We start from the raw sequence: 13610 nt of genomic DNA, 5'->3' as shown, positions 1-13610 counted from the left end.
TAATCAGGACACTCAAGCTAATCAAAAATGTAACAAAATAATTAATGGCTATCCCTCCCCCGTCTATTGTACAGGATATATAGAATAACAACACTATGACTGCTTATTCAAGTTAACTTTTCGCTAGGATTTTCGTATAATAAATCGTAAGCTTGTACGATATGGAAGCGATAGGTGGTCGCAAGTTACGGAGGCATTCTGATGAAATCCATGGATTCAATCCTGTTACAAAGTAAAATCACTCTGCCTATTCCCAGAGAACGCCTAATTCCAAGAGAACGATTGGTCGATTCTATAACCTACGGCCTGAAGGGCCGTCTTACCATAGTCTGCGCCCCCGCTGGTTTCGGCAAAACCACCCTGCTGTCCCAGTGGGCATACACCCGGCAGCTGCCCTGTGCCTGGTTATCACTCGATGAGCGGGATAATGATATTATTCGTTTTTGGCGGTATATGACCCATGCGCTAGCCAGGTCCGTACCACCAGACAACGGTAAGCAAATGCTGCAGTTGGCTGATGCACTGCCTACTTTATCGACGACTTCCTTTCTGGATGCTCTGCTTAACGAGCTGTTCGCTCTCACGCAGGATATTGCTGTCATTATGGATGACTATCACACCATTCAGAACCCGGGTATCCATGACAGCCTGGCTTATATGATCGATTATTTGCCCGAAACCACACATTTGATCATCTCCAGCCGTGCCGAGCTGCCATTTTCGACGATAAAATGGATGGCCAAGGAGCAACGCAATGCGATTGATACACTGCAGCTGCAATTCACAGCGATGGAAACCCAACAATTTTATCGGGAGCTATCGGGGGCAGAGCTAACGCATCGGCACATTGAGCTGTTGGTGCAGCAGACAGAGGGCTGGATTACGGCGCTGCAATTAATAGCGCTTTCCCTGCGAGCCGAAGTCAATTACGACCGTTTTATTGAAGCCTTTCAAGGTAATCACCGGGATGTATCGGATTATTTGTTCCACGAGGTCATGAACAAGCTTCCAATCGATATTTACCAATTTCTTGTTCAAACCTCTGTTCTTGGCAAGCTGGAGGCTTCGATTTGTAATGCAGTCACCGAAAGTACGAATGGTGCTCTAATGCTGGAGACAGTCAAAAGCCTGAATCTGTTTCTGATCCCGCTCGATGATCATAATGACTGGTTCCGATATCATCATTTATTTTCTCAATTTTTGCGAGGGCTGCTGAAGAAAACCGATCCTGAACAATGGCTGAGATCCAACCGAATGGCAAGTACTGCTTTATCGGAACTTGGCTTGATGGATGATGCTATCGATCATGCTATAGCAGCAGAGGACTATTCATTGATGGAAACCTATTTGGAGCAGCACATTCCAGCTATGCTGCAGCGTGGGGAAATGACCACCTTATTGAACTGGTTTCACAGCGTCCCACAGTCGTTCACGCTTTCTCCTGAGCTGTCGCTTTTATATGCCTTTATACTTGTCGTGACCAGCCAACTGCCGCAAGCAGAGATCCAATTGACCCGTATTGAACAAATATGTGAAGGTATGGAGCAAAAGGATCACCATAAACAGCTGCAGAGTGGAATTTTGTTCGTGAGATCCAATCTCGTGTTTGCTAACGGGGATTTTGGCAAATGGTTTACCTATACGCAAAGAATTCTCGAACACAATTTACCCAAGGACCCGATCTATTATAATTTTAATTACAACCCGAGCGAACCATTGGTTAGAAGAACGGCCTTAGGGCTAAAAGGAATGCTTACTCCGGATACGGAAACGATTGGTACCTTGTTCACCGGTGTGCTCGACGCACATGGCTGGCAGGATTCACTAATCAATTTATACGTTAAGCAATCTCTATGTGAGGGGTATTACGAATGGAACCGATTGCACGACTGCCATCAACTGCTTCCATCGCTCACAAGAGCCGCTTTGAACAAGCACATACCTGGACTACATATCCCCGTCATAATTACACAAGCACGTATTCATCTTGTTGAGGGGTATTACCAATCGGCTCATGATCGAGTTGAGGAGGCGTTGGAACTGGCATTGCAGTTTACCTATAAGGCTGTCTGGGTCGAAACTCTTCAACTGTTCAGAATCCGAATATATCTGCAGGAGAGCCGGATCTCCGAGGCCAAGAAATTGATCGCTCGGTTGGGAATATCACATAAGGTCAGACCCACCTTCAATCAAGAGTATGCCTACCTGACGTTAGCCAGACTGCTCGGCCAACAACGAAAGGAACCTGAGGCTCTACGTCTGTTGGAGCAGTTGAAGCCCCAATCGGAAAGAGAGCAGCTGCTCTCCAGCCTCGTTGAAATTTCATGCTTGCAAGCTCTATTGGAAGCTCAGCGCGGACAAAGGAATACAGCCCTGATGTACATTCACGAAGCGCTTGCTATTGGAGAGAGGAATGGTTACATAAGGAGCTTTCTTGATGAGGGCACAGCGATGCGGAAACTACTGACAATGTACCGCAACCATCGAGAAGGACAAGCTTGCGAAACGAAATGGACAGGTGTCTCCGAAGCCTATCCAGCGATGCTGCTACAGTTATTTCATGAGTCTAGCACACCGTCAACCGAGCGTACCTCCCTTCCTGCTGAACCGCTGAATCGGACGGAAGTCAATCTGTTACGCTTGATCCGCCAAGGTCTCACGAATAAGCAAATGGCCGCAGCGCTTACTCTATCCGAAGGGACAGTTAAGGTATATCTCTCGCGTCTATATGAGAAGCTTCAAGTATCCTCACGTACCCAAGCTATGGCTGCTTCACAAGAGCTGGAGTTGGAAGAATAATCGATTCAGCCTGCTGATGCACAACAAGGAGCACCCCTGAGGAGTGCTCCTTGTATTTCTAACCCTTATTTATTTGACAAACATCATATCCGTGTAATAGTAATACTTACCTGGCGACGTGGTATCCAGTGTAGCTACCGGGAGGACATACACTTCAAGATCTTCTCCCTGTCCTGTCACCTCCACCTCAACCACATGTGTTCCAGCTGCAAGTGTTACTTCATACAGTTGTTCTGTCGCTGGACGGTGGTAGGCCGGCATGAATTCGACGATTTTCTGACAATCGATCACGGTTTCGCCATTCAGCTTAACAGAAATTGGAGCGTTAGCGGCTGCGATCAGACGCAGCTTGCGAGTTGAAGGATTATACAGGTTTGTTCTCGCACGATACGTGCCAATCAAATTGCCTTCAGAGACGGCTTGCCAATTGATTTTGTTTCCCGCACACACAACTTCGATACCATTTTCTGCCTTAGTCGGTCCCCATATTGTCCAATGTGCAGCACCTACCAGAGCAAAGGGAATACGTTCCTCAGACCATACGTGTCCATCATGATAACGCGTCCAATTCAATGCCAAGCGATAGGATGACTCAGACTGTGAAGAAGATTTGACAACTACTTTCCAGCTCGTTGATTCACCAGGATTTAAACGAGTCACCTCTGCAGCAGGTCCACTCCAGCCCGCTGGAACTTCCAGTGACAAGCTGCCTTCCAACAAAACCAGTGAACGATTCGTCACAGTGATAGTGAGGTTCTTGGACTGATCAATTCCAATCGCTGGGCCTTCGTCTCCGTAATTCAGAACAAGCTCCAGATTCGGCTGGCTGGACGTACCTTTTGGCAGCAGATAACGGTTTTCCGTTACAGGTCGATTCCACATGGCCTCTATACTGTCACGTTCCTCCACTCTATCCTGCAAGGTAGTAGGAAGCTCTGGATGAACAATAATTCCTGTATGCCATGCAGCCAGAACCTGCTTCCCTACAGCTATCGTGCGTCGTGTAAGCTCATCCAGATTTTGTGGAGCCGGAAAGCCTTTGATCGGGGGACTGATCACTACACGATCACCGACGGGCTGCACCCATTTCGCAGGCAAGCCCTCAGGACCGAGAATCATACCCAATATGGCACCCAAGGTAGCCGCCGTACAATCCGTGTCGTAGCCGCAGTTCGTCGCTTTCAGAATCGCATCCTCGAAGTCTTTTCCATAAAGCCAGCCGAGAATCGTAAAGGCGATATTTTGTGGAGCGTCCGTAAAGTTCTCCCGTCCGTGATGGTCCAGAATCAGAGCTCTTGCCTCGATCCAGTCTTTGCCTTCCTGATGCCACCGCAGCAAGTCCTTTACAGCAAGTGCGGTGCGGCAATCAGCGGGTATATAACGAAGTCCGATTTCAATCAAACGGTCACGGTCCTGCTCGAAGAAGATAGCGCTCTCAATCGAGGCAAACAGCATTTCGCCATATACGCCTTCTCCCCCTGCATGGTCAACTGTTGCATCCTCATATGCATAACGGGCTGCTGTTTCCGGTGCACCCGGCGCTACCATCGCCCAGATTTCCGAGCGGATTGGGGACCCCATGCAGTTGTTAAACGGATTGTTGAACCAGCCAGCTACCGGGGCTATCAGACCTCGTCTCAGATTCGTCAGCGCGTAGCCATATTCATCGAAGGGGAAGAAGATATGATCGATCCATTCCTGCCCCAGTTCCTTGTTAGTTAAAGACGGTCCATATTGCTCCAGCGCATGCAGCCATACGAGCTGCAGATCCAGATCGTCATTCTCCAATGGACCATCCGGAAGCTCAGGATAAAAGTCCAGATTCAGTAGTTCCTTCACACCCTCTACTGGCGCACCTAGCGTGCCCCCGATATTTTTACCCAGCCAGCCTCCATAAACGATTCGATAGTAATCCTGTTCATTCAAAATGCTTATAGTCATCACTGCAGCTCCTTCTGATCTTTGGTATACTGTTGAGTATAAGGTCAGACCCCGGAAGATAGCCATGCAGATAATTACGATTTACAAGCAGTAAAACCTTGGAGGAAGCCATGTACTATTCACTTTCCAGACTCTCGGCACTTGATGTGAAATGGGCCGATTTGTTTGATGCCAATCAGGAATCCTTTCAGGAATTCCATCACAATCCCTATTACGAATTGATTCTGGTTGCCGATGGAACGGTTTATTTGCAGGCAGGTGAAGAGAAGCTAACGCTTCATGCCGGTGATTCCCTGCTGCTGATGCCATGGGAGCAGCACCGCGGCTGGCAACCAAATGAAAGGCAGGGGCATTTTTTTTGGGTTCAGTTTGCCTCTACTCCCGATATTACCGAGCTGGACTATAACCGGGCACCCCAGCTTAAAATCGTCCATGCGCCTCCAGGCCAGACATCGACCTCTCAGCAGCATTTTGAAGAAGCATTGGTCCTGCCAAGACGGTTTCAAACCCGCAACAGGTACAAGCTGCTCAGCTGCTTCGAGGAGCTTGTCCAGCTACTAATAAAGCCCAAAGGCTATTTCCGCTTCCAGGCAACGCTGCTGCTAGGAGAAATCTTATTCATATTAACAAGCGAATTTCTCGAGCAAAGCCATACCGACAGTGCGTTCCCGTCTTCCTATACGACCTTCCGAAAGCTGTTAAGTCATATCAATAACAACTACGAAACCGATATTACCAAAGAGGCTCTCGAGCAGATGACCGACAGGAAGTATGAATATTTATGCCAGATTTTCAAACGATACACAGGAACCACAATGGTCCATTACATGCATCAATTAAAAATCCAGCAGGCCAAACATCTGCTCCTTCACACGGCTCAAAGCGTTCAGGAAATCGGTCAATCGGTAGGTTATGTCGACCCGTTTTATTTCAGTCGAATATTCAAGCGAGTCGAAGGCATTTCCCCTCAACACTTCCGACAAAAATGACGGGTGCTGAGCGAAAATCAGCGGTTAATGAACGTAAATCATCTTTTTGGTCATACCACCGTCTACCGTCAGATTCGTGCCTGTCACAAAGTCATTCTCAGGGTCCGTCAAGTACAGGCAGGCACGTGCAATATCCTGCGGTTTTCCAACACGCTGCGCTGGATGCTGTTCATGATCCTTCGTGCGAAGACTGCTGTAGTCACCCGTTTCGATCCATCCGGGATTAATCGCATTCACCTGAATCCCGTCAGGGCCCAACGAAACCGCAAGCGCATGCGTTAATGCATCAATCCCACCTTTGGATGCGGCATAAGCCTCAGTATTCGCTTCCGACATCGTCGACCTTGTTGAGGAAATATGAACAATCGAGCCTCTACCCTGCTTCTTCATTACCTTAGCCGCTTCTCTCGAACACAAAAAGCATCCTCTTAAATTCGTATTCATCACATAATCCCATTCATCCATGTCCAGCTCATAGGGTGATTTGGTTATGCCAAGACCTGCATTATTAATCAAAATATCAATACGCCCAAATCTGGCTTCAATTTGCTGAAAAACAGGGGCGATCGCCTTACCGTCACTAAGCTCCAGTTGTATCGCATAAGGCTCGAACCCCGATTGCCGCAGCAGTTCACTGGTTTCCGCCAGCTTATGCTCATCCTTATCTATAAGTACGACCTGGGCATTCTCAGTTGCATAACTCACAGCAAGTACCCTTCCGATACCACCTCCCGCTCCCGTAATCACAACCACTTGATTCTCGAATTTGCTCAAGGTAAATGCTCCTTTCAGGAATAGGTTACTGCACTATTATAACCGATCCGGACACCAGCCACCGATTCAGACTCTCCACGAATGGCAGAAAGTTGACCTTGTTTGGGCCTTGGTATACCATGTTAATGTCGGCAATACGATAACAAATGATATGAGGAGCGATCAATATGGAATTACGCAATAAAAAAGCACTGATTACTGGGGCGGGAAAAGGTATCGGAAAAGCGATAGCGATCGCATTAGCCAAAGAAGGCGTTCATCTGGGTATTATCGCCAGAAGCAGTGCCGATCTGGAAACCCTTCAGGAAGAATTGACCACAGCCTACGGAGTGGATGTGTTCATCGCAACCGCCGATATCGCAATTCAGACAGAGGTTGATGAAGCTGTTACCGCCTTGAGCTCAAGGCTTGGTTCCATAGATATCCTCATCAATAATGCGGGAACCGCACAATTCGGTACTCTGATTGATATGGAGCCCGCTCACTGGGAGCGCATTATACAAACGAATCTGATGGGTACCTATTATATGACCCGTGCTGTACTGCCAGCTCTACTCAGCCAAAGCAGCGGCAGCATTATCAATATCGCCTCAACTGCCGGCGAAAGAGGCTTTGCAACGGGCTCCGCTTACTGCGCTTCCAAATTCGCCGTTCTTGGAATGACTGAAGCCTTGATGCAGGAGGTTCGCAAATCCAATATTCGTGTAACTGCTCTCACTCCAAGCACGGTAAATACAGAATTGGCTGTCAATACAGGATTGAAAATAGGTGATGAGGACCGTATGATGCAGCCGGAGGATGTCGCCGAGCTGGTATTGGTTACTTTAAAATTGCCAGATCGCGTCTTCATTAAGACCGCTGGAATCTGGACAACCAACCCGCAATAGCTTGCATACGGATGTACTGTGTGTGGTCATACTGCATTGGCAGAACCCTTCTCCTTCACACAAGGAGTCGGGTTCTTTTTTCACGCATTAAAGAAGCCCCACGGCTAACCGGAGGCGGCTTCTGTAATCATAAGGGACTAAGGAGTATATAAAGTCTGAATATCGGCAGCACTTAACGTGTAGTTGTAAATACGCACATCGTCAAGTAAGCCGTTCATCGTATTGGCTGCAGCATGCCCGAGTGTTAATGGAAGCGAGCTTGAGATGTCTCCGCCCGTCAGACTGTTGTTCGTTCCAGCCAACACACCATCGACATACAGCTTAAGCCCAGTGCTGCGGCTGGCAACACCCACGACGTGATGCCATTGTCCATCCGTATAGGTTGCAGTAGTCTGTACGGCATCAGCGGTGCTGCCATAGTCAAGCAAAAACCGCAGCGTGTTATTTGCCTCGAACCTTAACCAGTAGCCGTGATTCGTATCGCCCTTGTTGATGATATACTTTGTTGTGCCCGCTGCACTTGTCTTGACCCACGCCGAAACAGAAAAATCCTGGGTAGCTCCAAAGTCGAGATTACCATCGGTCGGATCATTCACCGTGACATAATCGCCACTGCCGGCAAAGCTTAGTGCGCCCCCGAACTTACCGTTAGCGGTGCGGACCACATTGACGATGGTCCCGTCATTTCCATAGCCGGTCGCATCAAGGGCAGCAGCACCAGAAGCTTCATCCAGCTTCCAATGGGCTGTCAAACCATATACGGCCTGTACCTCCTTACTCGTCAACGCATATCCAAACAGCTTCACTTCATCAATCTGGCCGTTCATGGTGTTCGTCGAATTCGCACCGATGGTCAACGGCAGCGCATTGGAAATATCCCCTCCAGTCAGGCTGCTGTCCTGTCCAACCAGTACCCCGTCCACATACAGCTTAAGCCCGGCAATTCGATCCGCCGTACCGATAACATGATGCCATTTCCCATCCGTATAGGTTGCCGTCGACTGTGCTGCATCATAGGTGCTGCCATAATCGAGCAGAAACTTAATCGTATTATTAGCCTCGAACCTGAGCCAGTAGGAAGAGTTGGTATCGCCTTTGTTCACTATATATTTAATCCCACCGCTGCTGTTGGTTTTCACCCATGCGGAGACACTGAAATTTTGTGTGGTTCCAAAATCGAAGGCTCCGCTCGAAGGGTCTCCCAGATTCACATAATCACCGTTGCCAGCAAAGGTGAGCGATCCCCCGAATTTGCCATTGGTGTTATATACGGCATTAACTATCGTGCCGTTGTTCCCATTTCCTGTGGCATCTCCAGCAATCGACCCGGAGTTCTCGTCCAGCGGCCAACTGCCCAGTAAGGAACGATCCCAGCGAATGAATGAAATTATCGCACGATTCGGAACGACTGTGTTCCATTCATTGCTTGTAACCAGGCTAAGCTTGGGGGTGATCGCGGTGGTTCCGAAATTGCCAAGCTGGGCTCGATTGCCCGTGATCCCCATCGCAATTCGTTCTGTGCTTTTCTTAAGGCGAAGTGTGATTGGATCGACCTCGGCCATCCATAGAGGGGCCCGATAACGAAAAATATCGGAATTGGATGCGTCCTGCCGTGTATACACCAGATACAGTGCACCCGGCTGTGTGAGCCAATGCATCTGGGTATTATTGCTTCCCGTCACTGTCGTTCCGTCATCCCACTTCAGTGTAACGGCAGACTGCCAGGTCAAACCATCGCTGCTTTTCGCCAGCCGGTTCTGGGTATCATCACGGATGGTCATAAAGTATTCGTTGTTGAACCGGGTAAGTGAAGGCTCGATACCGGATCGGTTGCCATTGCTCCCGACATTGGCCACCGTACCGCTTTGACTCACGTATTGAAGCGTGCTTCCATCAAACGAAGCCTTGACAACCTGCAGCGTCCCGAGCCCATCCAGCGAATTCAACGGCCACAATATGGACCCATCCTCTGTCATATAAGGATAAACACTGCCAGCATGCCCATATACTTGAGGCCAACTGAATAAATACCAGTCGCTGCTCCAGGTCGAAGACGCCGGATCATAGATAGCATATGCCGGATAATTGTGCTTTTTGGCATAACCACGGGCGACATCGTACGATTGGGCCATACCGAATACAATGACCTTACCGGATTGGGCATGGTAGACAGGAACCGGATCAATCAGCATACCGGAATAGCCGTCAGGGAGCACTTTCCACTGGTACTGCGGAATGGTTGTGAACGAACTCCACGTTTCCCCCAGATCGCTGCTCTTGGTATAGGCAATATCGTAGAACACATCACTTAAATTCGGACTTTCATTCGGATCCTTGGATACCGTACAAAGAATATCAGGTGAAGCTCCATTCGGTATCGGTGTGCAGCGCAGATGCGTCCACCAGAAGTTGTTTTGTCCGTTGTTGGTATAGATCGTTTTCTCTTCAATGGTAAAGCCGGCAGCAGCACTGACGGAGGCAAAGCCAAGCAGCAAGCCTCCAGCAAGAAGTGTGAGTATGAGGAGGCGCACCACGTACAGGTCTTGTATTTTCTTACGAATAGACATTATATAATCTCCTTCTAATGATTTATTAAGCGCTTACAAATAACCGTCTTCTATCCCTCCTTCTCACAGTTTTAAGTATATATCCTCCTTTCCATGAGCCTGAAAGAGAGATGCCGCTGGCATCTCCCGTAATTTCAACTCTATATTAACATGAGAGGAAAAGCGGCAACATGAGACGATCTCAAGATTTGGTGGACTTACTCAAGGAGCTGCCGATTGCTTTCTAAATTCACTTGGCGTAAGGCCCAGACGTTTTTTGAACAGACGGCTAAAATATTTTTCATCGGTATATCCGGTTTTCATGGCAATCTCATAGGTTTTTAAATTGGAGCCTTTCAGCAGCTGTTTGGCCTGGTCCAGCCGTACTTCCATAATATAATCCGTCATATTCACTCCCTCGACCTGCTTAAACAAAAAGCTCAAGTAAACGGGTGACAGGTATACTTCCTTCGCAATCGATTCCAGCGTAATGCTTAAATGATAATTATCCCTTATAAAATGTTTCGTTTTCTCCACAACCGCATTTTTCCCCGCTTTTCTCAGGTCCACAGTGATGGTGAACAAGCGCTCCAAATACAGCCAGATTTCATCCTCCAGCTGCTCCAGAGAGGCTACTTCAATAAACCGCGAGATTTGATCGGTGGTCAGCAATTCGTCTGCCGTCAGTCTCGGATGCATTTCAACCAGCACGTGAGCGGCCGAGCTCATATTTTGCAGGGTCATCGATTTGGTCACTTGAACTGGATAATCGCGTTCCTTCAGATGGGTGACAAAGGAAGTCGTCCAGTTCCTCAGCTGCGCAGGGTTGCCAACTTTAAAAGCCAGACGCAAGTCCTCATCTATCGGGTAAAAAGCAATCGACTTCTCCACAACGTCAGCATGCTCCCACTCCAAATCATCGAGCCAAATAACTTCATTAGGGCCTGTATAATATTTGTACTCCAACGCCGTTTTGGCCGATTCAAAGCTGGCCTTGGCATCAATGTTGAAGCTGGCACCGATTCCGGAAACGCCTAAGGTAGCATAATAGTGAAGCGTCCTGCGCAGGTTGCCGACTAATAAAAGCAGGTCTGTTCGCAGCTGTTCTTTATCGCTCGTGGAACCATTAATCACAATAACAAATCGTTGATGGGCTTCATGAAAAATAAATTTGTGCTTCCAGCAGGCTAACGTTTCTTCAGCAATATTGATAATAGCAAAATTCATCAGCTGCTGATCCTCATAGCTGTAGGGCTTGGGATGATCGGGGTCCTCCTCCACCTCCAGCACGGCCAATACATAAGCCCCCTCCTTCAACCCGATCTGTAAAAAGGCCGATTTTTCCGCAAAAGATTCTGCGTTAATTTTGGCTCCCTCCAGAAGCGATAGCATAAACCGGTAAACGATGAGCGGCAAGTTTTCCTTTAGCTGGTTTTTGAGCTTCTTTTCCTCTTCCCAATCGCGTTTAATTTGCAGTAAAACCTTTAACAGCTGGTCAATATCCGGCGGCTTCAATAAATAGTCGGACGCACCGAGCTTAATCGCCTTTTGTGCATAAGCAAATTCATCGTGCCCGCTCAATATGACGGCTTTGATCGGCAGGTTTCTTTTACCCACTTCCTCCAGCAGCTGCAAACCATCCATTCCCGGCATCTGACAGTCCACCAGTATCAAATCAGGTTCATTCTTATGTATAAATTCCAAGCCTTCTTTGCCATTCTCCGCTGCTGGAAGCCAGACAAATCCATGCTCCTCCCAATTAATGAGCGCTCTAAGCGCCCGGGGCACAATTTCTTCGTCATCAATGACCATGATTTTCATACAATAACCTCCATTGCTCCTCGCTCTCGATCATCGGAAGACGCAGTGTCACTTTAGTTCCGACGAGCGGCTTGCTGTCAATCATAAGCTCATGCTCCGGACCAAACATCATCCGCAGCCGTTCGTTCACATTCCGAATTCCAAAGCCCTGCTTGCCTGAGGCGGAACCGTTTAGCAACTGCTCCTTCTTGTCAGGACTCAGACCGCAGCCGTTGTCCTCGATAACCATCACAATCTGGTGGTTCACAATGCGACCCGAAATGATGAGCACACCCGGCTCGTTTTTCCGTTCGTTGAAGGCGTGTAGAATCGCATTTTCCACAATTGGCTGCAGCAGCAATTTCATCGTCAAATATGAGCCTGCCTCAGGATCTATGTCATATTTAGGTGTAAACCGTTTTGGAAATCGCGCATGCTGGATGCTGATATAGGCTTTGATCTGGTTAATCTCCTGATCCAACGTATAGTAATCATGCCCCTTGTTCAATGACAGTCGGAACAGCTCGCTAAGTGAATGAACAACCCTTGCGGTCTGCTCATCGCCATTGATTTTGGAATTAAGAAAAATAAAATCAAGGGTATTATATAAAAAATGAGGCTCAATCTGGGTTTGCAAGGTTTTCAGCTCGATGATCTTTTGATGCGTCTGACTCACATACACCTTCTGAATCAATTCATTCGTTTCCATCACCATCTCGTTATACTTGTGGCTCAGCATGCCAATCTCATCCTGCGAGGTTACAGCAACCTTTTGCTTGAAGTCGCCTCTTTTAAAATTATTCATCGATTTCAACAGTATTTTGATAGGAGACGTGATACTCTTGGACAATACGACCGAAATCAGCCCGACGACTACCAACAAGGTTAGTGATAACAGTAGCGTCACCTTCAACAGGATGCCGTGCTGCTTATGAATCACCTCTAGCGGTATAAAGCTGACAATATTCCATTCATACGGCTCGATGATGGTGCTGGAAACAAAATAATCCTTGCCCCCGATCGTGTAGCTTTCGGAGTGGTCCTTTTGAAATACCTTCTCTTTGAGCTTCAGATCGTCGGTCAGTCTTTTTTTCAGAGCCGCATCCTCATGTTTGCTTGTAACCAGGTTATAATTATTGTCAAAAATAAAAATGTTCGCGGAATTGACGATTTCGATATCTTTAATGATCTCTCCGATGGAATCACGATTGACGCCCATGAACAGCATCCCCAAGCTTTTATCATGATCATAGGAGTCGACAATTTTGCGGCCTACCATAATTTCATTGTAGCTGTGCCCAAAGGTAAAAAGCGAAGTACCGGAAAAGGTCCAGTAGGCACGCCCATCTCTGGCCGCGGTTGCGACATATAAGGGCTGATCCATCACTTCGGTATAGGGAATAACCTGGCGAAAATATTCGCTGAAGTCCCGGTACAGGAAACCGTTCTCACCATAAATCACGAGGAAGGTCACATATTTTTTGGCGATTTTGATGTTTTCCAGATAATCAAAGCTGGCTCCTTCCTTTGCTGTTAGCGATTGGGACGCTTTGTCGCCAAGGACATACTGCAAGCTTTCGTTATTCGTAATGTAGGAAGTGATATCCCCCGCATCATCCAGCATCAGCTTAATATTATTGCCGATCAGCTTCATCGTTTGTGACTGATTACGGACGGACTCTTCCTCCAGAAAACGAGTTGCCATTGTATAGGAAAAGTATCCCAATGTAATTAAAGGGATCAAAACGAGCAGCAAGAAATACACGAACAGCTTGACCTGCAGACGTTTGAAAATGAACATAACCGGATACCTCCCTGAAACCGACTTACTATAAACGGTAAGAGTGTATGCCAAATGGCAGCCTACTGCTGAG

At 47.7% G+C, this 13610-nt stretch carries 8 protein-coding genes; 3 read left to right on the top strand and 5 right to left on the bottom strand.

The features are described 5' to 3' along the window. Positions 1-201 precede the first annotated feature (201 nt). Positions 202-2799, top strand: a complete 2598-nt coding sequence (locus OB236_RS39205; RefSeq protein ID WP_262688926.1) for a LuxR C-terminal-related transcriptional regulator — start codon at positions 202-204, stop codon at positions 2797-2799. 69 nt (positions 2800-2868) lie between these two features. Here OB236_RS39205 and OB236_RS39200 read toward each other — a convergent pair whose 3' ends face one another. Beyond that, positions 2869-4740, bottom strand: coding sequence for an ADP-ribosylglycohydrolase family protein (locus OB236_RS39200; RefSeq protein ID WP_262688925.1), 1872 nt, complete (start codon positions 4738-4740; stop codon positions 2869-2871). A 110-nt stretch (positions 4741-4850) separates the two neighbouring features. Here OB236_RS39200 and OB236_RS39195 point away from each other — a divergent pair, with 110 nt between their 5' ends. Continuing rightward, positions 4851-5729, top strand: coding sequence for an AraC family transcriptional regulator (locus tag OB236_RS39195; protein ID WP_262688924.1), 879 nt, complete (start codon positions 4851-4853; stop codon positions 5727-5729). A gap of 24 nt (positions 5730-5753) precedes the next feature. On the opposite strand, the gene OB236_RS39190 is transcribed toward OB236_RS39195, so the two are convergent. Further along, a complete protein-coding gene (locus OB236_RS39190; protein WP_262688922.1) occupies positions 5754-6503 on the bottom strand; it encodes an SDR family NAD(P)-dependent oxidoreductase in 750 nt (249 codons plus the stop codon). A 167-nt stretch (positions 6504-6670) separates the two neighbouring features. Between OB236_RS39190 and OB236_RS39185 the strand changes: the two genes are divergently transcribed. Next, positions 6671-7390 (top strand): 3-ketoacyl-ACP reductase, encoded by a 720-nt coding sequence (locus tag OB236_RS39185; RefSeq protein WP_262688921.1) that lies wholly within the window; start codon positions 6671-6673, stop codon positions 7388-7390. A 137-nt stretch (positions 7391-7527) separates the two neighbouring features. Here the strand turns inward: OB236_RS39185 and OB236_RS39180 are convergent, their stop codons facing one another. The 3 genes from OB236_RS39180 to OB236_RS39170 all read right to left on the bottom strand — a co-directional run bounded on the left by OB236_RS39180 (position 7528) and on the right by OB236_RS39170 (position 13537). Then, positions 7528-9957, bottom strand: a complete 2430-nt coding sequence (locus OB236_RS39180) for a sialidase family protein (protein ID WP_262688920.1) — start codon at positions 9955-9957, stop codon at positions 7528-7530. A 201-nt stretch (positions 9958-10158) separates the two neighbouring features. Continuing rightward, positions 10159-11757 (bottom strand): response regulator, encoded by a 1599-nt coding sequence (locus tag OB236_RS39175; RefSeq protein WP_262688918.1) that lies wholly within the window; start codon positions 11755-11757, stop codon positions 10159-10161. Beyond that, positions 11738-13537 carry a sensor histidine kinase gene (locus OB236_RS39170; RefSeq protein WP_262688917.1) on the bottom strand — a complete coding sequence of 600 codons (1800 nt, stop codon included), beginning with the start codon at positions 13535-13537 and terminating at the stop codon, positions 11738-11740. Before OB236_RS39170 ends, OB236_RS39175 begins: the two co-directional genes overlap by 20 nt. Positions 13538-13610 lie beyond the last annotated feature (73 nt).

The organism is Paenibacillus baimaensis (assembly GCF_025567575.1).
Note: the sequence above shows the minus strand (reverse complement) of the source record. Positions and strands in the feature narration are given on the sequence as shown.

Excerpts from the sequence above, each read along its gene's own strand:
- OB236_RS39185 (WP_262688921.1), top strand. The coding sequence starts at position 6,671 with ATGGAATTACGCAATAAAAAAGCACTGATTACTGGGGCGGGAAAAGGT.
- OB236_RS39175 (WP_262688918.1), bottom strand. The coding sequence starts at position 11,757 with ATGAAAATCATGGTCATTGATGACGAAGAAATTGTGCCCCGGGCGCTT.
- OB236_RS39205 (WP_262688926.1), top strand. The coding sequence starts at position 202 with ATGAAATCCATGGATTCAATCCTGTTACAAAGTAAAATCACTCTGCCT.
- OB236_RS39195 (WP_262688924.1), top strand. The coding sequence starts at position 4,851 with ATGTACTATTCACTTTCCAGACTCTCGGCACTTGATGTGAAATGGGCC.
- OB236_RS39180 (WP_262688920.1), bottom strand. The coding sequence starts at position 9,957 with ATGTCTATTCGTAAGAAAATACAAGACCTGTACGTGGTGCGCCTCCTC.
- OB236_RS39200 (WP_262688925.1), bottom strand. The coding sequence starts at position 4,740 with ATGACTATAAGCATTTTGAATGAACAGGATTACTATCGAATCGTTTAT.
- OB236_RS39170 (WP_262688917.1), bottom strand. The coding sequence starts at position 13,537 with ATGTTCATTTTCAAACGTCTGCAGGTCAAGCTGTTCGTGTATTTCTTG.